At 70.4% G+C, this 21,968-nt stretch carries 16 protein-coding genes; 9 read left to right on the forward strand and 7 right to left on the reverse strand.

Annotated features, from left to right (window positions below; genetic code table 11):
- Positions 1–169: 169 nt before the first annotated feature.
- Complete coding sequence (locus ACZ4TO_RS33940; protein WP_382789206.1) at positions 170–1,105, forward strand: RecB family exonuclease; 936 nt, start codon at positions 170–172, stop codon at positions 1,103–1,105.
- A gap of 14 nt (positions 1,106–1,119) precedes the next feature.
- On the forward strand, positions 1,120–1,791 hold the full coding sequence (locus tag ACZ4TO_RS33945) for a response regulator (protein ID WP_037628456.1): 672 nt from the start codon (positions 1,120–1,122) through the stop codon (positions 1,789–1,791).
- Between the two features lie 230 nt (positions 1,792–2,021).
- Here ACZ4TO_RS33945 and ACZ4TO_RS33950 read toward each other — a convergent pair whose 3' ends face one another.
- From ACZ4TO_RS33950 to metH, 3 genes are all read right to left on the reverse strand, one after another.
- On the reverse strand, positions 2,022–3,623 hold the full coding sequence (locus ACZ4TO_RS33950; protein ID WP_382789208.1) for an ABC transporter substrate-binding protein: 1,602 nt from the start codon (positions 3,621–3,623) through the stop codon (positions 2,022–2,024).
- Positions 3,624–4,089: 466 nt separating this feature from the next.
- Positions 4,090–4,791, reverse strand: a complete 702-nt coding sequence (locus ACZ4TO_RS33955) for an HAD family hydrolase (RefSeq protein WP_382789211.1) — start codon at positions 4,789–4,791, stop codon at positions 4,090–4,092.
- Between the two features lie 140 nt (positions 4,792–4,931).
- Complete coding sequence (gene metH, locus ACZ4TO_RS33960) at positions 4,932–8,459, reverse strand: methionine synthase (RefSeq protein WP_468026222.1); 3,528 nt, start codon at positions 8,457–8,459, stop codon at positions 4,932–4,934.
- 267 nt (positions 8,460–8,726) lie between these two features.
- On the opposite strand from metH, the gene ACZ4TO_RS33965 reads away from it, so the two are divergent.
- From ACZ4TO_RS33965 to ACZ4TO_RS33995, 7 genes are all read left to right on the forward strand, one after another.
- Positions 8,727–9,491: an IclR family transcriptional regulator gene (locus ACZ4TO_RS33965; RefSeq protein ID WP_355774955.1), complete on the forward strand. Its 765-nt coding sequence runs from the start codon at positions 8,727–8,729 to the stop codon at positions 9,489–9,491.
- A gap of 463 nt (positions 9,492–9,954) precedes the next feature.
- Positions 9,955–10,743 (forward strand): MIP/aquaporin family protein, encoded by a 789-nt coding sequence (locus ACZ4TO_RS33970; RefSeq protein WP_382789217.1) that lies wholly within the window; start codon positions 9,955–9,957, stop codon positions 10,741–10,743.
- 116 nt (positions 10,744–10,859) lie between these two features.
- Entirely contained in the window at positions 10,860–12,398 is a 1,539-nt protein-coding gene (gene glpK / locus ACZ4TO_RS33975) for a glycerol kinase GlpK (RefSeq protein WP_382789220.1), read from the forward strand.
- Positions 12,399–12,417: 19 nt separating this feature from the next.
- Positions 12,418–14,034 (forward strand): glycerol-3-phosphate dehydrogenase/oxidase, encoded by a 1,617-nt coding sequence (locus ACZ4TO_RS33980; protein WP_382789223.1) that lies wholly within the window; start codon positions 12,418–12,420, stop codon positions 14,032–14,034.
- A 294-nt stretch (positions 14,035–14,328) separates the two neighbouring features.
- Complete coding sequence (locus tag ACZ4TO_RS33985) at positions 14,329–15,480, forward strand: PAC2 family protein (RefSeq protein ID WP_468026223.1); 1,152 nt, start codon at positions 14,329–14,331, stop codon at positions 15,478–15,480.
- A 318-nt stretch (positions 15,481–15,798) separates the two neighbouring features.
- The gene (locus tag ACZ4TO_RS33990) at positions 15,799–17,547 is read left to right on the forward strand and encodes a S8 family peptidase (protein ID WP_468026224.1); all 1,749 of its coding nucleotides are present in this window, start codon (positions 15,799–15,801) and stop codon (positions 17,545–17,547) included.
- Between the two features lie 64 nt (positions 17,548–17,611).
- The gene (locus ACZ4TO_RS33995; RefSeq protein ID WP_468026225.1) at positions 17,612–18,277 is read left to right on the forward strand and encodes a hypothetical protein; all 666 of its coding nucleotides are present in this window, start codon (positions 17,612–17,614) and stop codon (positions 18,275–18,277) included.
- 100 nt (positions 18,278–18,377) lie between these two features.
- Here ACZ4TO_RS33995 and mshC read toward each other — a convergent pair whose 3' ends face one another.
- The 4 genes from mshC to ACZ4TO_RS34015 all read right to left on the reverse strand — a co-directional run bounded on the left by mshC (position 18,378) and on the right by ACZ4TO_RS34015 (position 21,885).
- On the reverse strand, positions 18,378–19,607 hold the full coding sequence (gene mshC / locus ACZ4TO_RS34000) for a cysteine--1-D-myo-inosityl 2-amino-2-deoxy-alpha-D-glucopyranoside ligase (RefSeq protein WP_382789234.1): 1,230 nt from the start codon (positions 19,605–19,607) through the stop codon (positions 18,378–18,380).
- Positions 19,608–19,701: 94 nt separating this feature from the next.
- Positions 19,702–20,529, reverse strand: coding sequence for an SCO1664 family protein (locus ACZ4TO_RS34005; RefSeq protein ID WP_385042571.1), 828 nt, complete (start codon positions 20,527–20,529; stop codon positions 19,702–19,704).
- Positions 20,493–21,083 (reverse strand): DUF3090 domain-containing protein, encoded by a 591-nt coding sequence (locus tag ACZ4TO_RS34010; RefSeq protein ID WP_326788750.1) that lies wholly within the window; start codon positions 21,081–21,083, stop codon positions 20,493–20,495. The genes ACZ4TO_RS34005 and ACZ4TO_RS34010 overlap by 37 nt, the downstream gene beginning before the upstream one ends.
- Positions 21,084–21,198: 115 nt before the next feature.
- Complete coding sequence (locus ACZ4TO_RS34015) at positions 21,199–21,885, reverse strand: histidine phosphatase family protein (RefSeq protein WP_382789240.1); 687 nt, start codon at positions 21,883–21,885, stop codon at positions 21,199–21,201.
- Positions 21,886–21,968 lie beyond the last annotated feature (83 nt).

Here is a 21,968-nt window from a genome sequence, read left to right on the forward strand (position 1 = left end):
CCGCCCCCGGGCCATGCGGAACGGGAGGGTCTGGGGTCGATGGTATGCGGCTGCCGCGGTGCGTTCCGCCCCGGCACCCCTTCTGTTTTCCGTGCCGCGGTGCCCGCCGGGACCGCTTCGGCGTCGGTCGTGGGTTCACTGTCGGTGGCGGGCCTTATGGTCTGTTGTCATGGAAACCAGCACCGAGGGCGCCGTGCCCGAAGAATCGGCCGTGGCCGGCGGAGCCGTCGACGGCGGTCCGGCTCCGGTGGTCGCGCGCGCTCCCGCCTCGCTGTCGCCCTCGCGTGCCAGTGACTTCATGCAGTGTCCGTTGCTGTACCGGTTCCGGGTGATCGACAAGCTGCCGGAGAAGCCGAGTGAGGCGGCGACGAGGGGGACGCTGGTGCACGCGGTCCTGGAGCGGCTTTTCGACGCTCCGGCCGCGGACCGGACCGCGCCTCGCGCCAAGTCGCTGATCCCGGCGCAGTGGGACCGGCTGCGGGAGACGAAGCCGGAGGTCGTGGAGCTGTTCGCCGACGATCCGGAGGGCGAGCGGCTCGCGCGCTGGCTCGGGGAGGCCGAGCGGCTGGTGGAGCGCTGGTTCACGCTGGAGGATCCGACGCGGCTGGAGCCGGCGGAGCGGGAGCTGTTCGTGGAGGCTCGGCTGGATTCGGGGCTGACGCTGCGCGGGATCATCGACCGGGTCGACGTGGCTCCGTCGGGCGAGGTCCGGATCGTGGACTACAAGACGGGGAAGGCGCCGCGGCCGGAGTACGCCGAGGGTGCGCTGTTCCAGATGAAGTTCTACGCGCTGGTGGTGTGGCGGCTGAAGCGGGTGGTTCCGCGCCGTCTTCAGCTCGTCTATCTGGGCAGCGGTGACGTGCTGACGTACGACCCGGAGATCGGTGATCTGGAGCGTGTCGAGCGCAAGCTGCTGGCGCTGTGGGACGCGATCCGGGAGGCGACGGAGACGGGTGAGTGGCGGCCGCGGCCCACGAAGCTGTGCGGCTGGTGTGATCACCAGGCCGTGTGTCCGGAATTCGGTGGTACTCCCCCGGCATATCCGCTCCCGGTCAGGGCGCCCGGGTCGGGTGTCGTGGAGCAGGGCAGAATGGGGCCGGACTAGCGAAGGAGACTCACGTGGCCATCCGCGTCCTACTGGTCGACGACCAGCCGCTGCTGCGCACCGGCTTCCGGATGATTCTGGAAGCGGAGCCGGACCTGGCGGTCGTCGGCGAGGCCGGTGACGGTCTCCAGGCACTCGATCAGGTGCGTGCCCTGCAGCCCGATGTGGTTCTGATGGACATCCGTATGCCGCGGATGGACGGTGTCGAGGCGACGCGGCAGATCACGGGTCCGGGCCGGGACGGTCCGGCGAAGGTTCTGGTGCTGACGACGTTCGACCTCGACGAGTACGTGGTGGAGGCGCTTCGGGCGGGTGCCAGTGGGTTCCTGCTCAAGGACGCGCCGGCCAATGAGCTGGTGCAGGCGATCCGGGTGGTCGCGGCGGGTGAGGCGATGCTCGCGCCGAGCATCACGCGGCGGCTGCTGGACAAGTACGCGGGTCATCTTCCGTCGGGGGACGAGCCGGTTCCGGACACGTTGCACACGTTGACCGATCGTGAGGTCGAGGTGCTGAAGCTGGTGGCGCGTGGTCTGTCGAACGCGGAGATCGCGGCCGATCTGTTCGTCAGCGAGACCACGGTCAAGACGCATGTGGGGCATGTTCTGACGAAGCTGGGGCTGCGCGACCGGGTGCAGGCCGCGGTGTACGCGTACGAGAGTGGGCTGGTGCGTCCCGGGGCGCAGTAGGGCCCGGGCCGGACGGTTCGTACACCCTCCGTCAGATGTGAATGCGGATACGAATGTGAAAGGGCGCCCGTTCCTTTGTGGAACGGGCGCCCTTTGACGTTGCACGGTTGGGCGTCGCACGGGGTTGTACGGACCCGGCGGACCCGGGTCTGTGAACCCGAAGGACCCGGGACCGTCGTCGGGTCCCGGGTCGGGCCCGGGACCTGTCGGCCCCGGGTCGGTGGGGCAGGTTACTCGCTGACGCCTCGGCCCAGCTCCCAGAGCTGGAGCGTGGAGGACGAGTTGAGCGCCCACTCCGAGCCCGTGATGTCGTCACGCGCGGCGATGTACTGCTTGCCCTGCCAGAGCGGGATCAGCGGGACGTCGTTGGCGACGATGTCCTGCATGGTCGTGAGGGCCTTGGAGGAGGTGCGGTCCTCTTCGCGCCGGGAGGCGGGGATGAGGTTCTTGATGATGTCGGAGTTCGAGTAGGGCGACTTGAGGAAGTTGTCCTTGTCGAGGAACGGCGCCAGGTAGTTGTCGGCGTCGGGGAAGTCGGGGAACCAGCCCATGCCCCAGACGTCGTACTTGCCGGCGCGCTCGGCGGGGACGAACTTGTCCCAGGTCGTGCCCTGGATGCTGACGTCGAAGAGGCCGCTCTTGTTGAGCTGCGACTTCAGGACCTCGAACTCCTTCTCGGTGGCCGAACCGTAGTGGTCGGTCGTGTAGTGAAGGGTGACCTTGACCGGGGTGCTGATGCCGGCCTTGGTGAGCAGCGCCTGGGCCCTGCTGACGCTCGGGTCGCCGTACTTGTTGATGAAGGCGTTGGCGTGGCCCGCGATGGTCGCCGGGACCATCGAGTAGAGCGGCTCGGCCTGCGATCCGTAGACCTTGGAGACGAGTTCGCCGCGGTTGATGATCTGCGCCATCGCCTGACGGACGGCCGTCGACTTCACCGAGGCGGAGTTCGTGTTGAAGGCGAGGTAGCGGATTTCGAGGCCCGGCATCTCGTTCAGGTTGATGTTGCCGCCCGACGCGTTGTCCAGCTTGTTGATCTGGTCCGGCGTCATGGAGCGGGTCATCAGGTCGATGTCGCCCTTTTCGAGGGCGGTGCCCATGTCGTCGGCGCTCGTGTAGGAGCGCAGCTCGACCTTGGAGTTCTTGACCTTCAACTGCCCCTTGTAGTGGGAGTTCTTCGTGAAGACGGCCTTGACGACGGTGTCGTCCTTGACCTCGGTCTCCACGGTGTAGGGGCCGGAACCGTCGACCGAGAAGCCGTCGCGCAGCTTGTTCTTCTCGTAGTCGTTCGGGTTCACGATGCCGGCGACCGGGGTCGACAGCTTGAACGGGAAGGTCGCGTCGGCGCTGTTGAGGTGGAAGATCACCTCGCGGTCGCCGCGGGTCTCGACGGTGTCGATGGTCGAGAGCAGGGCGAAGACGCCCGAGTCGGCCTTGATGGCCCTGGCGCGGTCGATCGAGAACTTGACGTCCTTGGCGGTGATCGCGTCACCGTTGGAGAACTCAAGGCCCTCGCGCAGCGTGCACACGTAGCGCTCGTTGCCGCTGTCGGTGAAGCCGCACTTCTCGGCGGCCTCGGGCTGCGGGTCACCGTCACCACGCGGCTGCACCATCAGCGTCTGCACGGTCTGACGGAGCACGTTCCAGGTGCCGACGTCGTAGGCGTACGCCGGGTCGAAGGGCGCCGGGGCGTCCTTCGAGGCGGTGAACTGGTCCGTGGTACCGACAACGATGGCATCCCCGCTGTCGCCCCCGCTGGCGGACCCGCCGCACGCGGCGAGCACTGGGGCGAGCAGGCCGACCACGGCCGGCAGCACCAAAGTCTTGCGGTTCATGCTCGTGTTTCTCCAGAGCTGTAGGTTCCGCGAACCGGCATGCAGGGGTGGCGCGGCTCGGTCACGGGGATACGGCGATGTTCTCGCGATGACATTAGTCCGCACCACAAGGTCGGCCGGCCTGTGCGGGAGCGCTCTTCCGCTCACGCTGCGAAACCGGGCGTGGACGCACCGATAACCCGACACGGGAAGGATTAGTGCAGCGTTCCATCAATCGGGACACAAGGGCACACCGGACCTTCACGAATGGGCGGGGCGGGCACAAGTCGGCCTTGCTGTCGACCCTCCGTCACGTGGTGAACGTCACACCATAAAATTGATTGAGACGCACCCGGAATTCGTTGATCCGCCCCGTTATGCATTCCGGCAGTCCCTCGCCCGCGCTTACCACACGGAAGGGCCGTGACTTTCCCGCGCACGGCGATCCGCACGCTGAGTGATGTGCCGTTCGACGTTCAGTGATCAGTCAGATGGCTTTTGTCATCAGACGGTGCAGAAAGGGCAGGTCGACCTCTTCGAGGGAATGCACGACCGTGCGGCGGGCGGCCGGGGCGATAGGCGCGACGGAGGGCACGGCGACGACCTGGCAGCCCGCCGCCTCGGCGGAGGCGACACCGGTCGAGGTGTCCTCGATGACGGCGCAGCGGGCCGGTTCGGCGCCGAGCCGGGCGGCCGCGAGGAGATAGGGGTCGGGGAACGGCTTGGTCCGTTCGACCTCGTCGCCGGCGACGGTCAGGGCGAAGAAGTGGGAGCCGATCGCGCCCAGGACGCGGTCGATGATCCGCCGGTGCGAGGCGGAGACGAGGGCGGTGGGGATCTCGTGCGCGGCGAGTTCGGCGAGGAGTCTGGCGGCGCCCGGCATCAGCGGCAGCGAGTGGCCGATGCGCTCCTCGAAACCGTCGTTGAGCAGCACGGACAGTTCGGGGAGGGTGATGTCGGCGCCGGTGGCCTCGATGAGGAATCCGGCGCTGCGGGTCATGGGGCCGCCGACGACCACATGGCGCCAGGACTCGTCCAGCGCGTGCCCGAGGGCCGCGAAGACCGCGACCTCCACGTCCCACCAGAAGCCCTCGGTGTCCACCAGGGTTCCGTCCATGTCGAGGAGCACGGCCTGCAGGGCTGAGCCTTCGGCCGTACGGGTTCCGAGCGCGGGGACCGTACTGGTCATCCTGGCGCACCTCCTTGAGGGACGATCAGGCCGGCTGTGCCCTGGTGAGCCAGGGGACAACCGGCCTGCGGTGGACCGACCAGTGTACGACTTATCCGATCAGTGTGCGTCGTGGCGCGGGCCGCGGCGCGTCGGGACCGTCACCGTGCGTTGAAGTACTTGGCTTCCGGGTGGTGGATGACGATGGCGTCGGTCGACTGCTCGGGGTGGAGCTGGAACTCCTCGGAGAGGTGGACGCCGATGCGCTCGGGTTCCAGGAGCTGCGCGATCTTGGCGCGGTCCTCCAGGTTGGGGCAGGCGCCGTAGCCGAGGGAGAAGCGGGCGCCGCGGTACTTGAGGGCGAACATGTCGGTGATCTCGTCGGGGTCCTCGCCGGCGAAGCCCAGTTCGGAGCGGACGCGGGCGTGCCAGTACTCGGCGAGGGCCTCGGCGAGCTGGACGGACAGGCCGTGCAGTTCCAGGTAGTCGCGGTAGGCGTTGGCCTCGAAGAGCTTGGCGGTCTCCTCGCCGATGCGGGAGCCGACGGTGACGACCTGGAGTCCGACGACGTCGGTCTCGCCGGATTCCTCGGGGCGGAAGAAGTCGGCGAGGCACAGCCGGCGGCCGCGGCTCTGGCGGGGGAAGGTGAAGCGGGTCCGCTCGTTGCCCTGGTCGTCGAGGATGATCAGGTCGTCGTCCTTGGAGACGCAGGGGAAGTAGCCGTAGACCACGGCGGCTTCCAGCAGGTTGTCGCGCTGGAGCCGGTCGAGCAGTCCGCGCAGCCGGGGCCGGCCCTCGGTCTCGACGAGCTGGTCGTAGGTGGGGCCGTCGCCGGCGCGGGCCTGCTTGAGGCCCCACTGGCCCTTGAACAGGGCGTCCTCGTCCAGCCAGGAGGCGTACTCCTTGAGCTGGATGCCCTTGATCACGCGGGTGCCGGTGAAGGGGGTCTTGGGGACGGGGTTGTCGGTGGAGACGTCGGAGCGGACGTGGCCCTCCTGCGGGCGCTCCTCGATCGGGGCGGACGCGGTGGCGCGGACCCGGCGCTGCTTGAGTTCGGGCAGTACGGCGCCGGGGACTCCGCGCTTGACGCCGATGAGGGCGTCCATGAGGCGCAGGCCCTCGAAGGCGTCGCGGGCGTAGCGGACCTCGCCCTGGTAGATCTCGTGGAGGTCCTGTTCGACGTAGGCCCTGGTCAGGGCCGCACCGCCGAGGATGACGGGGTAGTCGGCGGACATGCCTCGCTGGTTGAGCTCCTCCAGGTTCTCCTTCATGATCACCGTGGACTTGACCAGGAGTCCCGACATGCCGATGACGTCGGCCTTGTGTTCCTCGGCGGCGTCCAGGATCGCGGAGACCGGCTGCTTGATGCCGAGGTTGACGACGTTGTAGCCGTTGTTGGACAGGATGATGTCGACGAGGTTCTTGCCGATGTCGTGGACGTCGCCGCGCACGGTGGCCAGGACGATGGTGCCCTTGCCCTCCGCGTCCGACTTCTCCATGTGGGGTTCGAGGTAGGCGACGGCCGACTTCATGACCTCGGCGGACTGGAGGACGAAGGGGAGCTGCATCTGGCCGGAGCCGAACAGTTCGCCGACGACCTTCATGCCGTCGAGGAGGGTCTCGTTGACGATGTCGAGGGCGGGGCGGTCCTCGAGGGCGGCGGCGAGGTCGGCCTCCAGGCCGTTCTTCTCGCCGTCGATGATCCGGCGCTTCAGGCGCTCGTCCAGCGGGAGGGCGGCCAGTTCCTCGGCCTTGCCCGCCTTGAGGGACTTGGTGGTGGCGCCCTCGAACAGGGCCATGAGCTTCTGCAGCGGGTCGTAGCCCTCGGCGCGCCGGTCGTGGATGAGGTCGAGGGCGGTGGTGACCTCCTCCTCGCTGAAGCGGGCGATCGGCAGGATCTTGGAGGCGTGCACGATCGCCGAGTCCAGGCCGGCCTTGACGCATTCGTCGAGGAAGACGGAGTTGAGGAGGATGCGGGCGGCCGGGTTGAGGCCGAAGGAGATGTTGGACAGGCCGAGCGTGGTCTGGACGTCGGGGCGGCGGCGCTTGAGCTCGCGGATGGCCTCGATGGTCGCGATGCCGTCCTTGCGGGACTCCTCCTGGCCCGTACAGATCGTGAAGGTCAGGCAGTCGATGAGGATGTCGGACTCGTGGATGCCCCAGTTGGTGGTGAGGTCCTCGATGAGCCGTTCGGCGATGGCGACCTTGGTCTCCACCGTGCGGGCCTGGCCCTCCTCGTCGATGGTCAGGGCGATGAGCGCGGCGCCGTGCTCGCGGGCGAGCCGGGTCACCTTGGCGAAGCGGGACTCGGGTCCGTCGCCGTCCTCGTAGTTGACCGAGTTGAGGACCGCCCGGCCGCCCAGGCGCTCCAGGCCGGCGCGCAGGACGTCGACCTCGGTGGAGTCCAGCACGATGGGCAGGGTGGAGGCGGTGGCGAAGCGGCCGGCGAGTTCGTCCATGTCGGCGACACCGTCGCGGCCGACGTAGTCGACGCACAGGTCGAGCATGTGCGCGCCCTCGCGGATCTGGTCGCGGGCCATCTCGACGCAGTCGTCCCAGCGGGCTTCCAGCATGGCCTCGCGGAACTTCTTCGACCCGTTGGCGTTGGTGCGCTCACCGATCGCCATGTAGGCGGTGTCCTGGCGGAAGGAGACCGTCTGGTAGAGGGAGGCGGCGCCGGGCTCGGGCCGCGGGTTGCGCTCGACGGGCGTGAGGCCGTTGACCCGCTCGACCACCTGGCGCAGGTGCTCGGGGGTGGTGCCGCAGCAGCCGCCGATCAGGGAGAGGCCGTAGTCCCGTACGAAGTTCTCCTGGGCGTCGGCGAGTCCCTCGGCGTCCAGCGGGAAGTGGGCGCCGTCCTTCGTCAGGACCGGCAGGCCGGCGTTCGGCATGCACAGCAGGGGGATGCGGGAGTGCCGGGTGAGGTAGCGCAGGTGCTCGCTCATCTCGGCGGGGCCGGTCGAGCAGTTCAGGCCGATCATGTCGATGCCGAGAGGTTCCAGCGCGGTCAGCGCGGCGCCGATCTCGGAGCCGAGGAGCATGGTGCCGGTGGTCTCGAAGGCCATCGAGACCAGCAGGGGCACGCGGACGCCGGTGGCCTCCATGGCGCGGTGCGCGCCGAGGACGGAGGACTTCGTCTGGAGCAGGTCCTGGGTGGTCTCGACGATCAGGGCGTCGGCGCCGCCGGCGAGCAGGCCCTCGGCGTTGGCCTGGAAGCCGTCGCGCAGGGTGCCGTAGGAGACGTGACCGAGGGTCGGCAGCTTGGTGCCGGGGCCGATGGAGCCCAGGACCCAGCGCTGGCGGCCGTCGCGGGCGCCGAACGCGTCGGCGACCTCGCGGGCGATCCTGGCGCCGGCCTCGGAGAGTTCGTGCACGCGGTCCGCGATGTCGTACTCGGCCATGGCGGAGTGGTTCGCACCGAAGGTGTTCGTCTCGACGCAGTCGACGCCGACCTCGAAGTAGGCCTCATGGACGGAGCGCACGATGTCGGGGCGGGTGATGTTGAGGATCTCGTTGCAGCCTTCGAGGTTCTCGAAGTCCTCGAGGGTCGGGTCCTGCGCCTGAAGCATCGTGCCCATCGCGCCGTCGGCCACCACGACACGGGTGGCGAGCGCTTCTCGGAGTGCGTCGGTTCGTTCACGGCCTTCGGAAAGACCGGACGAAAGGGACGGGTTCGGCAACGAGGCCATGAAGGTGCTCCCTGGAGTGCGACGGCTGTCGGCTTTGCGCTTCCCATGGAAGGCGCACGCCGTCAGGGTAGCCCGGAGCACCGCGGATGAGGCATGGGCGTCCACGAGGCGGACGGGCGTGGCGTGGGTGACGGCGGTGTGGAGACGGTCGGAACGCGGGGCGACGACCCATTGGCGGGAGCTCGGTGACGACCGGTAGTGTTCGACATTGCCGAACGGCTGCGGGCAGTCGCGCCGACGGTCGAAGGGGACGGAGGCAGCACGGCGATGGCACGGAACATCCAGTCGCTCGAACGGGCAGCGGCGATGCTGCGGCTGCTCGCGGGCGGCGAGCGACAGCTCGGCCTGTCGGACATCGCCTCCTCGCTCGGCCTGGCCAAGGGTACGGCCCATGGCATCCTGCGCACCCTCCAGCAGGAGGGGTTCGTCGAGCAGGACTCGGCCTCGGGGCGCTATCAGCTCGGCGCCGAGCTGCTGCGGCTGGGCACCACGTATCTCGACGTGCACGAACTGCGGGCGCGCGCCCTGGTGTGGACGGACGACCTGGCGCGCTCCAGCGGCGAGAGCGTCTATCTGGGCGTGCTGCACCAGCAGGGCGTGCTGATCGTGCACCACGTCTTCCGGCCCGACGACAGCCGCCAGGTGCTGGAGGTGGGGGCGATGCAGCCGCTGCACTCCACGGCCCTGGGCAAGGTGCTGTCCGCCTACGACCCGGTGGCGCACAGCGAGGTCCTGGAGGTCGAGCGCAAGCCGTTCACCCCGCGGACGATCAGCGAACTGGACGACTTCGAGGTCGTTCTCGACGTGACCCGCGCGCGGGGGTACGCGGAGGACGTCGAGGAGACGTGGACGGGTGTCGCCTCGGTCGCCGCCCCGATCCACAACCGGCGGCGCATGCCGGTCGGCGCGGTGGGCATCACCGGGGCCGTGGAGCGGGTGTGCAAGGACGGTGAGCTGCGTCCGGAGCTGATCGCCGCGGTGCGCGACTGTGCCCGCGCGGTGTCGCGCGACCTGGGCGCGGGGCGGTTCTGACGCGAACGGCGTTCGCGGGGCCGTACCGGCGCGTACAGCGCCCTCGGGACGGCTCCTGTGTGCGCACGCCCGGCCGGCGGTGCTGACGCGTCCGTCGCGCGGCGGTCTTTTTCACACACCTCGGTCCCGTTTTCGTACCGGGTGAGGGCCGGGGTCAGCAGGGTTCGAGGCCGGGAAGCGGAACGCTTCCCGGCCTCTTTCGCATGCCCTGCGACGTGCGGCGACGCATCGATAGCACACAGCAATCAATAACGATCGCGCTTTCGATAACCGAACCCTTGACGAGTCGACGAAGCGAGAGCAAGACTCCCGTCCATCGGTCGGCATTGTCGAACACCTACCGGCAATAAGCGTTAGGGTGTGCCAATGCCAGGGCCGACATCGCTCTCACTCCCCGAGAGCACGAACCACCGGTGGGACCCGGGGTTCGGCTTCCCCTGGACGAAGGACAAAGGAGTCGCGGGTGTCCAGCTCCGACATCTTCATCGGCGAGACCATCGGTACCGCCGTTCTCATCCTGCTCGGCGGTGGCGTGTGCGCCGCCGTCACGCTGAAGGCCTCCAAGGCGCGAGCCGCCGGATGGCTGGCCATCGCCTTCGGGTGGGGCTTCGCGGTCATGACCGCGGTCTACATCTCGGCGCCGCTCTCGGGCGCGCACCTCAACCCGGCCGTGAGCCTCGCCCTCGCGATCAAGGACGACGACTACAGCAACCTCGCCACCTACTGGGGCGGGCAGCTTCTCGGCGCCATGATCGGCGCGGTACTGGTCTGGGTGGCCTACTACGGCCAGTTCCTCGCGCACCTCACCGACAGCGAGATCGTCGGGGTTCCCGAGGAGAAGGTCGCGAAGGCCGTCGAGGCCGAGGAGGCGGCCGCCGGCCCGGTGCTCGGCGTCTTCTCCACCGGCCCCGAGATCCGCAACGCCGTGCAGAACCTCGCCACCGAGATCATCGGCACCGTGGTGCTGATCCTCGCGATCCTCACGCAGGGACTGAACAACAACGGCGACGGCCTCGGCGTCCTCGGCGCCCTGATCACCTCCTTCGTGGTGGTGAGCATCGGTCTCTCCCTCGGTGGCCCCACCGGCTACGCGATCAACCCGGCCCGTGACCTCGGTCCGCGCATCGTGCACGCCCTGCTCCCCCTGCCCAACAAGGGTGGTTCCGACTGGAGCTACGCCTGGATCCCGGTCGTCGGCCCGCTCATCGGCGGCGCGATCGCGGCAGGCATATACAACGTCGCCTTCGCCTAGGAGCCCCCGCTCCAGCACGCTTGGAAGCCGCGCCCCATGCACCATGAGCCGCACAGCACCGCTTTGAAGCACCGCGCCGTATACAGCCCCTCTCCCACGGAAACCAGGAGCACACCGTGACCGACGCACACACCGCCGGCCCCTTCATCGCCGCCATCGACCAGGGCACCACCTCGTCGCGCTGCATCGTCTTCGACCGCGACGGACGCATCGTCTCCGTCGACCAGAAGGAGCACGAGCAGATCTTCCCGAAGCCGGGCTGGGTCGAGCACGACGCCGCCGAGATCTGGACCAACGTCCAGGAGGTCGTCGCCGGGGCCATCTCGAAGGCCGGCATCACCCGTGACGACATCAAGGCCATCGGCATCACCAACCAGCGCGAGACCACGCTGCTGTGGGACAAGAACACCGGTGAGCCCGTCCACAACGCGCTCGTCTGGCAGGACACCCGCACCGACGCGCTGTGCAAGGAACTCGGCCGCAACGTCGGCCAGGACCGCTTCCGCCGCGAGACCGGCCTGCCCCTCGCGTCGTACTTCGCCGGCCCGAAGGCGCGCTGGCTGCTCGACAACGTCGAGGGCCTGCGCGAGCGCGCCGAGGCCGGGGACATCCTCTTCGGCACGATGGACACCTGGGTCATCTGGAACCTGACCGGCGGTCCCGACGGCGGCAAGCACGTCACCGACGTCACCAACGCCTCGCGCACCATGCTGATGAACCTGCACACCCTGGCCTGGGACGAGAAGATCGCCGAGTCGATCGGCGTCCCGCTGGCGATGCTGCCGGAGATCCGCTCCTCCGCCGAGGTGTACGGGGAGGTCACCGGCGGCCCGCTCGGCGAGCTGCTCGGCGGCATCCCGGTCGCCTCCGCGCTCGGCGACCAGCAGGCGGCCCTGTTCGGCCAGACCTGTTTCGCCGAGGGCGAGGCCAAGTCCACGTACGGCACCGGCACGTTCATGCTGATGAACACCGGTGACAAGATCATCAACTCGTACTCGGGCCTGCTGACCACGGTCGGCTACCGGATCGGCGACCAGGATCCGGTCTACGCCCTGGAAGGCTCCATCGCCGTCACCGGCTCGCTGGTGCAGTGGATGCGCGACCAGATGGGCCTGATCCAGTCCGCCGCCGAGATCGAGACCCTCGCGTCCTCGGTCGAGGACAACGGCGGCGCCTACTTCGTGCCGGCCTTCTCCGGTCTGTTCGCCCCGTACTGGCGTCCCGACGCCCGCGGTGTGATCGCCGGCCTGACCCGGTACGTCACCAAGGCGCACATCGCACGCGCCGTCCTTGAGGCCACCGCCTGGCAGACCCGTGAGATCAGCGACGCCATGACCAAGGACTCCGGCGTCGAGCTCACGGCGCTCAAGGTCGACGGCGGCATGACCTCCAACAACCTGCTGATGCAGACCCTGGCCGACGTCCTGGACGCCCCCGTGGTGCGCCCGATGGTCGCCGAGACCACCTGCCTCGGCGCCGCCTACGCCGCCGGTCTGGCCGTCGGCTTCTGGACCAACACCGAGGACCTGCGCGCCAACTGGCGCCGGGCCGCGGAATGGACCCCCAACATGGCCGCGGACGTCCGCGACCGTGAGTACAAGAGCTGGCTCAAGGCCGTCGAGCGGACCATGGGCTGGATCGAAGACGAGAACTGACGAGGAGTAAGAACCCGCAATGACCAGCCAGTCCACCCTGCAGTCCGTGCCTGCCCTCGGTACGCACCCGGCCTCCGGCTCCAACCCGAGCCGCGCCGAGACCCGGGAGCAGCTCTCCAAGGCGACGTACGACCTTCTCGTCATCGGCGGCGGCATCCTGGGCATCTCCACCGCCTGGCACGCCGCGCAGTCCGGGCTGCGGGTGGCTCTGGTCGACGCCGGCGACTTCGCCGGCGCCACCTCCTCCGCGTCCTCCAAGCTCCTCCACGGCGGTCTGCGCTACCTGCAGACCGGCGCGGTGAAGCTGGTGGCGGAGAACCACTTCGAGCGCCGTGCGGTCTCCCGCCAGGTGGCACCCCACCTGGCGAATCCGCTCACGTTCTACCTCCCCGTGTACAAGGGCGGGCCGCACGGCGCGGCGAAGCTCGGGGCGGGCGTCTTCGCCTACTCCGCGCTGTCGGCGTTCGGTGACGGCGTCGGACACCTGCTCAGCCCCTCCAAGGCCGCGCAGGACGTGCCCGAGCTGCGCACCGACAACCTCAAGGCCGTGGCCGTGTACGGCGACGACCAGATGAACGACTCCCGCATGGCCCTCATGACGGTCCGCGCCGCCGTCGAGTCGGGGGCCGCGGTCCTGAACCACGCCGAGGTCACGGGCCTGCGCTTCACCCGGGGCCGGGTGACGGGCGCGGAGCTGCGGGACCGGCTGTCCGGCGACGAGTTCGGCGTGAACGCCCGTCTCGTGCTGAACGCGACCGGCCCGTGGGTCGACCACCTGCGCAAGCTGGAGGACCCGAACGCGGCTCCGTCGATCCGGCTGTCCAAGGGCGCGCACCTGGTCCTCAAGCGCACCTCTCCGTGGAAGGCCGCGCTGGCCACCCCGATCGACAAGTACCGCATCACCTTCGCCCTCCCCTGGGAGGACATGCTGCTGCTCGGCACCACCGACGAGGAGTACGAGGGCGACCCGGCGGACGTCGCGGTCACCGAGAAGGACACGGCGCAGATACTCGACGAGGCCGCGTTCTCCATCCGCGACCAGCAGCTCTCGCGCGACCTGATCACCTACTCCTTCGCGGGCCTGCGGGTGCTGCCGGGCGGTCCCGGCGACACGTCGAAGGCCAAGCGCGAGACGGTCGTCACGGAGGGCCGCGGCGGCATGCTGTCCGTCGCGGGCGGCAAGTGGACCACCTTCCGGCACATCGGCCGGACCGTCATGAAGAAGCTGGAGGCGCTGCCGGGCCGGCCGCTCGGCGAGGACTTCGAGCCGATCTCGGAGCTGCCGCGCAAGCTGCCGCTCCCGGGTGTCGCCAACCCGCGCGCGGTCGCCCACCGCCTGCTGGTGGACGGTCCCGCGCCCGGTCCGCGCATGGCCGCCGACACGGCCCGGCACCTGGCCACCCACTACGGCTCACTGGCCTTCGACATCGCCCGGCTGGCGAACGAGAACCCGGCGCTCGGCGAGCGCGTCCACCCCGACGCCCCGGAGATCTGGGCACAGGTCGTCTACGCCCGGGACAACGAGTGGGCCGAGACGGCGGACGACGTGCTGCGCCGCCGTACGACGCTGACGATCCGGGGTCTGGCCACGGACGAGGTCCGCGGCAGGGTGCAGGACCTGCTCGACGGCAAGTAGGCCTCCACGGACGGGTGAGGGGCGGCTCCCACGGGGGGTGCCGCCCCTCACCCCTGTGGTGGGCGCCCGCGTGCTCCGAGGCCGTCTCCCGCACGGCAACGCCGATGGCGGGCGGACGAGTTGGTGGGCGGCGGCCCGGACGGGCGGGTGCGGCGCGGTGGCGGGCTCGCGTGTTTCCGGGCCTTCGACGGGGCAGTGATCCGTTCACTCCCCCGTGCAAGGGGGCTGCGGAGGTCCCCTCGGCACGCCGTAAGGTTGAGGCGTACGCGAGGGCAGATCGGAAGGAGGCGCTGGGTGATCGAGCTGGAGGGGGTTCCCGAGCTGATCGACCCAGTCATGGTGGCCGCGTTCGAGGGCTGGAACGACGCCGGCGACGCCGCCTCCGCCGCGGTCGCGCACCTGGACCGGGAATGGAAGGGCGAGGTGTTCGCGGCGCTGGACGCCGAGGACTACTACGACTTCCAGGTGAACCGCCCCACCGTGTTCCTGGACGGTGGCGTACGCAAGATCACCTGGCCGACCACGCGTCTGTCGGTGGTCCGGATCGGCGGCGAGAAGCCGCGCGACCTGGTGCTGGTCCGGGGCATCGAGCCGTCGATGCGCTGGCGCTCGTTCTGCAACGAACTGCTCGGCTTCGCGCACGAACTGGGCGTGGAGCTGGTGGTGATCCTGGGCGCGCTGCTCGGCGACACCCCGCACACCCGTCCGGTGCCGGTCAGCGGTGTCACCTCGGACTCCGACCTGGCCCGCACGATGGATCTGGAGGAGACCAAGTACGAGGGCCCCACGGGCATCGTCGGCATCCTCCAGGAGGCGTGCACGCACGCGGGCGTACCCGCCGTGTCCCTGTGGGCGGCCGTACCGCACTACGTGTCGCAGCCGCCCAACCCGAAGGCGACGCTGGCGCTGCTGAACCGTCTGGAAGACCTCATCGACCTGCGCATCCCCCTGGGCGAGCTGCCCGAGGACGCGCGGGCCTGGCAGCTCGGCGTCGACCAGCTCGCCGCCGAGGACAGTGAGGTCGCCGAGTACGTGCAGACGCTGGAGGAGGCCCGGGACACCGCCGAGCTGCCGGAGGCGTCCGGCGAGGCCATCGCCCGCGAGTTCGAGCGTTATCTGCGCCGCAGGGACGGCGGCGGGCCGACGGCCGGTTCTCCGGGCCACGCGACGGAGAGCGGCGAGCCGGCCTCGTACCTCCGTGACACCCCCGGCGGCCGCTCCCGGCCACCGCTGCCCCAGCGCCCGGAGTCGGAGTCCGGACAGGACACCGGGGCCGGGGAACCGCTGAAGGCGACGGACGACGGCGCCGGCGCGGAAGCGCAGGACCGCGCACCGGGCTCCGAGGACTCCCCGGGCCCTTCGGACACGCCCGGCACGCCGGGATCCGGGCCCGGGTCCGGTGACACGCCGGACACCTCGGACGGGACGGACTCCTCCGAGAGCTGAACTCCCGGCCGAGCCGCGGGGATCGAGGACACGGCTCCACGGGCCGGGAAGGGGCGGTACGCGTCACGCGCGTACCCCCCCTTCCGCGTGTCCGGACGCCGCTGCCGTCCCACCACACCCCATCCGTCTCCTTGGCCTTTGGCGTGAATGCGGCGTGACATCTGTTTCAGGACGGATTGCACACGTTGCCCAATTCAACTTGTTCCCAAACCAAGTTGGCGAATTCGGGGTGGACGGGATGCCGGGGGCGTGCCAGGTTGTGCGGCGTACGGCACACGCAGGGACCGGCACCCCAGGGATCGAAGGGAGCGGTACGCGATGACCGACCAGGTACAGCCGGCGCGAGGCCCGGGAACGACCGGGCCGGGGCCCGACGGAGCCGGATTCACCTACCGAGGAGCCGAGCAGGAGCTGATCGTCGTCGCCCGTCCGGAGGCCAGGCTGCGCGCCGGGGCCGAGGGCGTGCGGTCGGCGGCGGGCGCCGACGTCTCCGCCCTCGACATGTTCCTCAGCGACGAACAGCTCGTCCTGGAGCCGCTGTTCGGCAGCGAGGACCGGCTCCGGCAGTCCACGGAGGCGGGCACCGGCAGCGGGCCCGACCTCGCGCTCTTCTACCGGCTGCGCGGCGCGCGCAACCGCGCCCAGGAGCTGCGGGCCCGGATCGCCGCGCTGCCGGGCATCGACACGGCGTACGTGAAGCCCGGTGCCGTTCCCGCGGCACCGGAACCGGCGGCGTGGACCGGCCGGAGCGCCGACGAGGGCCGGCGGCTGAAGGAAGGGGCGCCGGTCACCCCCGACTTCACCAGCAGGCAGGGCTACCTGCGCCCGGCGCCCGAGGGCGTCGACGCGTACTGGGCGTGGCAGCGGCCGGGCGGTGCGGGCCGGGGCGTCACGGTGATCGACGTCGAGGGTGCCTGGCAGCTCGGGCACGAGGACCTGGCGTCGAAGCTCGCCGGGGTGGTCGTGGGCACGCCGCACACGGACCTCGCCTGGCGCAACCACGGCACCGCCGTCATCGGCGTGATCGGCGGGGACCGCAACGAGCACGGGATCACCGGCATCGCGCCGGAGGCCGTGACGGCGGCCGCGTCGTTCCGGGGCATCGGGACGGCCGCGGCGATCCACGCGGCGGCGGAGCGGCTGGGCCCCGGCGACATCGTCCTCGTCGAACTGCACGCTCCGGGGCCCCGGTTCGACTTCGAGGAGCGCGACAGCCAGGAGGGATACATCGCGCTGGAATGGTGGCCCGACGACTTCGCGGCCATCCAGGACGCGACCTCCCGGGGCATCCTCGTGGTGGCCGCCGCCGGCAACGGCGGCGAGTCGCTGGACGACGCGCTCTACGAACGCCGGCCGGCGGAGTTCCCCGAGTGGTGGCGCAATCCCTTCAACCCCTCCAACCCGTCCTCCGGGGCGATCCTGGTCGGCGCGGGCGCGCCGCCGCCCGGCACCCACGGCCGCGACCACGGGCCGGACCGTTCACGGCTCGCGTTCTCCAACTACGGCGCCCGCGTGGACGCCCAGGGCTGGGGACGCGAGGTCACGACCACCGGTGGCTTCTGGGACCGGCCCGGCGATCTGCAGGGCGGGGCCGAGGAGATCACCTGGTACACGGACACGTTCTCGGGGACGTCTTCCGCCTCCCCGGTGGTGGTCGGCGCCCTGGCCGCGCTGCAGGGCATGCTCAAGGCCGCGGGCCGGCCACCGATGTCCTCGGAACGTGCGCGCGTCCTGCTGCGGGGCACGGGTTCCCCGCAGCAGGACGCGCCGGGCCGGCCCGCGTCCCAGCGGATCGGCAGCCGGCCCGACATCAAGGCGGCGGTGACCCGGCTGCTGCCGGAGGCGGTCGGCTCGGGCCGCGCCGAGCGGTACTGGGACGAGCTGCTGCCGTATCCGCACGAACTCCCGCCGAGGCTCCGGCTGTACGTGTCCGGCGCCTGGCGCAACCTCGACCGGCCGTCCCCCGAGATCCGGCAGGCGGTGCACGCCGCCTTCGCGGCGGGACAGCCCGATGTACGGGTCTGGTTCTCGGACGACGAGATCGTCGGCCTGGTCGTCACGGGCTGAGGACGTGGTCCCACCGGACCGGGACGGAACGCAACCAACCACGGATGGAAGGTGGCACCCCCGCATGAGCGTGATCCCGCAGATGAGCCAGCAGGGACAACAGGGACAGCAGCAGTACCCGAGCACGTCGCCCTACCAGCAGCAGTACCCGAGCACGTCGCCGTACCAGCAGCAGGGCATCGCCCAACAGCAGCCGTTCGGGCAGCAGACGCCGTTCGGGCAGCAGATGGGCATCGGCCAGCAGATGCCCATCGGTCAGCAGATGCCCATCGGTCAGCAGATGCCGGCCGATCAGACGCAGACGGGGCAGCAGTTCCAGCAGCCCTTCGACCGGCACGAGATCGGGCAGCAGGTTCCGCAGCACCTGCAGCAGCAGCTCCAGCAGCTCGGCCGGCAGCAGCCGTTCCAGCAACTGCTCCAGCAGCTCGGCGGGCAGCAGCAGCACCAGAGCCAGCAGATCCAGCAGGGTGAGCCGATGATCCTGCCGAGCGCCGTCGAGACCCGGGCGCTGGCCATCGGCACGGCCCAGCACTTCCAGGACGTCGTGACCCCGCTCCCGGGCCAGCCGCGGGCGCTGTACCTGTTCATCGACAACGGCTGGCGCCGCCTCGTGCACCCCGACCCCGTCACCCATGACGTGGTCCAGAGGGCCTTCGCCTTCGGGCAGCAGGTCCACGGGATCTACGACACCGGCACCGGCGCCCTCCAGTCCGTCATCGTGACCAGGTAGGCGCGGGGCTCCAGGAACACGAAGAGTGCCGGGCGGAGGATCTCCGCCCGGCACTCGGGTGTCCCGCCGCGCTCGTGGGGAGCGCGGCGGGAGGGGGGTTCTACAGCGCGACGCCGAGAAGGGCGTCGACGGCCCGCGAGACGACGCCGGGGGCGCCCTCGTCCGTGCCGCCCGTCTCGTGCTGGAGCGCGGCCCAGCGGTCGACCGCGGCGAGCGCGGCCGGTGCGTCGAGGTCCTCGGAGAGCGCGGCGCGGATCTCCTCGACGAGGGCGTCGGCGGACGGCCCGTCGGGACGCGACACCGCGGCCCGCCAGTCCTCCAGGCGCGCGACGGCCTCCTCCAGGACGGCGTCCGTCCATTCCCAGTCGGACCGGTAGTGGTGCGCGAGCAGCGCCAGCCGGATGGCGGCGGGGTCGACCCCGTCACGCCGCAGCCGGGACACGAAGACGAGGTTTCCCTTGGACTTCGACATCTTCTCGCCGTCCAGGGCAACCATGCCGGCGTGGACGTACGCCTTGGCCATGGGGAACTCGCCGGTCAGCACCTGGGCGTGCGAGGCGCCCATCTCGTGGTGCGGGAAGGCGAGGTCGGAGCCGCCGCCCTGGACGTCGAAGCCCATGCCGAGGTGGTCGAGGGCGATGGCGACGCACTCGATGTGCCAGCCGGGACGGCCGCGGCCCAGTGAGCCGCCGTCCCAGCTCGGCTCGCCCTCGCGGGCGGCCATCCACAGCATCGGGTCGAGGGGGTTCTTCTTGCCGGGCCGGTCCGGGTCGCCGCCGCGTTCGGCGGAGAGCAGGCGCATCGTGGCGGCGTCCAGGTTGGACACCTTGCCGAAGTCGGGGTCGGCCTCGACGGAGAAGTACACGTCGCCTTCGAGTTCGTAGGCGGCTCCGGCGTCCCGCAGCCGCTCGACGAGCGGCACGATGCCGGGTATCGCCTCGACGGCGCCTATGTAGTGGCGCGGCGGCAGCATCCGCAGGGCGGTCATGTCCTCGCGGAAGAGGGCGGTCTCCTTCTCGGCGAGTCCCACCCAGTCGACGCCGTCGCGCTCGGCCCGCTCCAGCAGCGGGTCGTCGACGTCCGTCACGTTCTGGACGTAGTGAACCTGCCGCTTGGTGTCGAGCCACACGCGCTGCACGAGGTCGAACGCGTTGTAGGTCGCCGCGTGTCCCATGTGGGTGGCGTCGTACGGCGTGATGCCGCACACGTAGATACGGGCGACGGGACCGGGGGCAAGGGTGACGAGCCCACCGGTCGCGGTGTCGTGGATCCGGAGGTCGCGGCCCTCACCAGGCAGGGCGGGGACCTCAGAAGCGGGCCAGGCATACATGTCATGAGCGTAACCGGACGGGACTTCCGGATACGAACTGGGCATGGACCGAGGGCGGTGGGACCGTGTCGTACGGTGCGGACGCGGCGGCGCGCTACACCGGAGGCCAGGGGATCGCGGGCCAGTCACCGCTCGGCTCCGGGTGTCTTCCGGAGGCCAGCATGCCCTCGACGCGCGCCCGGGTGGCCTCGATCTCGGCCGGGGTGACGAGTTCGGCCAGGCGGGTGGCCAGGGGTGCGCCCGGGGCCAGGGCCTCGCGCAGGGTGGCCAGGACCTGGAGGGCCTCGTCCGTGAGCGGCTCGCCCGCCCATCCCCACAGCAGGGTGCGCAGCTTGTTCTCGGCGTTGAAGGTGACCCCGTGGTCGATGCCGTAGAGGCGGCCCTCCTCCGCGGGCAGCAGATGGCCGCCCTTGCGGTCGGCGTTGTTGATCACGGCGTCGAGGACGGCGAGGCGTCGCAGCCGGACGTCGTCGGCGTGCACGAGCAGCGCCGTCTCGCCCTCGCCGACCTCGGCGAATCCGATGGCCTTCCAGCCCTCGGCGGGCTCCTCGCCCGGCACGAGCGCGAGCAGCCCGTCCCCGTCCTCGGTGGCGGAGGGCTCGATCCACATCTGGCACATGCCCTCGCCGTACGGTCCGTCGCGCAGCACGGTGGGGGGCACGAGCCCCCAGCCGGTCGCCTCGGAGACCTCGTAGGCGGCGACCTCGCGCTGGGCGAGCGTGCCGTCGGGGAAGTCCCACAGCGGCCGTTCCCCGGCGACGGGCTTGTAGACGCAGAAGGCCTCATGGCCCTCGTAGGACACGGAGCAGTAGAGCACCGCGTTCGAGGCCTCGCGGATCCGTCCGCGTACCTTCAGCTCGCCCCGGGCGAGCAGCTCGGCGGTCGTCACGCTCCGCGGCGGTATCCGTTCTGGCGCGGACATACGTGTCCTTCCGGGTCGAGCGGGAGGCTGCACAGCGGGCAGGGGGGCCGGCCGGCGTTGACGACGTCGAGGGCCCGTTTGGCGAAGGCGCGGGCCTGGGCTCCGGTGAGCCGGACGCGGAGCATGGGCGGCCCGTTCTCCTCGTCCTGGAGCAGCCGCTCCTCGGCCTCGGCGAGGTCCTCGTCGGACTCCGCCTCGACCTCCACGAGGGCCTGCGCCTCGACGATCATGCGCTGTTCCTCGCCGTCCCAGGCCAGTGCCATGGTGCCGACGCGGAACTCCTCCTCCACGGGGGTGTCGAGGGGGGCGGTGTCGGAGACCTCGGTGGGGGCCATGGCCGGGACCGGGGCGCTGCCTCCGGTGCGCCGGACGACCTCGTCCAGGAGTTCGTCCATGCGCTCGGCGAGCGCGGCGACCTGGGTCTTCTCCAGGGCCACACTCGTCACCCGGGGGCCGGAGGATGCCTGCAGGAAGAAGGTACGGCGTCCGGGCAACCCGACCGTACCGGCCACGAAGCGGTCCGGGGGGTCGTAGAGGAACACCTGACGGGACACGTCCTGTCTCCATTGAATCGGCAGGGGAGCCGGCCGGCCATCGGCCCGCGTCGGCTGAGAACGGGTTGACAACTGCTGTGCTGGTTCGACCGCTTCACCCTACTGCGGCCGACGATCACGGTGCGCCCGCACCGCCCCCGACCGGTGCGTCGCCGTCCGGGGTTTCCTCGCGCGGGGCCAGGGAGGCGAGATCGCCGGTGTCCCCGAGACGCACGAGAAAGGGCCTGAGCCGGGTGTAACGGATCGCTGTGATGGAACACGGTTCCACAGAGATCCGCTGAAAGAGGTCGAGATGAAGTCCGAGTGCGTCGGCGACGAGCGACTTGATGATGTCGCCGTGCGAACACATGAGATAGACCGCGTCACCGCCGTGGTCGCGCTCCACGCGCGCGTTCCACTCGCGGACCGCTTCGGCGGCGCGGTGCTGCATGGCCCGCATCGACTCGCCACCGGGGAAGGCGGCCGCGGACGGATGCGCCTGGACGACGTCCATCAGCGGCTCGTCCTTGAGCTCGGCGAGCTTGCGGCCCGACCAGTCGCCGTAGTGGGCCTCCCCGATGCGCTCCTCGGTGTGCACGGGGACCTGGGGGCGGGCCTCGAGGAGCGGCTGGACGGTCTCCCGGCAGCGCTGGAGGGGGCTGGTGACGACCTCGGCGATCGGCAGCCCGGCCAGCCGGCCGGGCAGGGCCTGGGCCTGCTGCGTACCGCGCTCGTCGAGCGCGACGCCGGGCGTCCAGCCGGCGAGCAGTCCCGCGGTGTTGGCGGTGGAGCGTCCGTGCCGGACGAGGATCAGGGTGGGCATGCGGCCCAGCGTAAACGGACGGCCCGGGAAGGCGGCGGGCCCTGTGGAAAGCGGCCCCCGGTGCCCGGCGGGACCGGCGGAAA

The sequence above is a fragment of the Streptomyces sp. NPDC028298 genome, assembly GCF_055565895.1.

Coding starts and splice junctions, on each gene's coding strand:
- ACZ4TO_RS33940 (WP_382789206.1), top strand. CDS start 170: ATGGAAACCAGCACCGAGGGCGCCGTGCCCGAAGAATCGGCCGTGGCC.
- ACZ4TO_RS33950 (WP_382789208.1), bottom strand. CDS start 3,623: ATGAACCGCAAGACTTTGGTGCTGCCGGCCGTGGTCGGCCTGCTCGCC.
- ACZ4TO_RS33955 (WP_382789211.1), bottom strand. CDS start 4,791: ATGACCAGTACGGTCCCCGCGCTCGGAACCCGTACGGCCGAAGGCTCA.
- metH (WP_468026222.1), bottom strand. CDS start 8,459: ATGGCCTCGTTGCCGAACCCGTCCCTTTCGTCCGGTCTTTCCGAAGGC.
- ACZ4TO_RS33965 (WP_355774955.1), top strand. CDS start 8,727: ATGGCACGGAACATCCAGTCGCTCGAACGGGCAGCGGCGATGCTGCGG.
- ACZ4TO_RS33980 (WP_382789223.1), top strand. CDS start 12,418: ATGACCAGCCAGTCCACCCTGCAGTCCGTGCCTGCCCTCGGTACGCAC.
- ACZ4TO_RS33990 (WP_468026224.1), top strand. CDS start 15,799: ATGACCGACCAGGTACAGCCGGCGCGAGGCCCGGGAACGACCGGGCCG.
- ACZ4TO_RS33995 (WP_468026225.1), top strand. CDS start 17,612: ATGAGCGTGATCCCGCAGATGAGCCAGCAGGGACAACAGGGACAGCAG.
- mshC (WP_382789234.1), bottom strand. CDS start 19,607: ATGTATGCCTGGCCCGCTTCTGAGGTCCCCGCCCTGCCTGGTGAGGGC.
- ACZ4TO_RS34005 (WP_385042571.1), bottom strand. CDS start 20,529: ATGTCCGCGCCAGAACGGATACCGCCGCGGAGCGTGACGACCGCCGAG.
- ACZ4TO_RS34015 (WP_382789240.1), bottom strand. CDS start 21,885: ATGCCCACCCTGATCCTCGTCCGGCACGGACGCTCCACCGCCAACACC.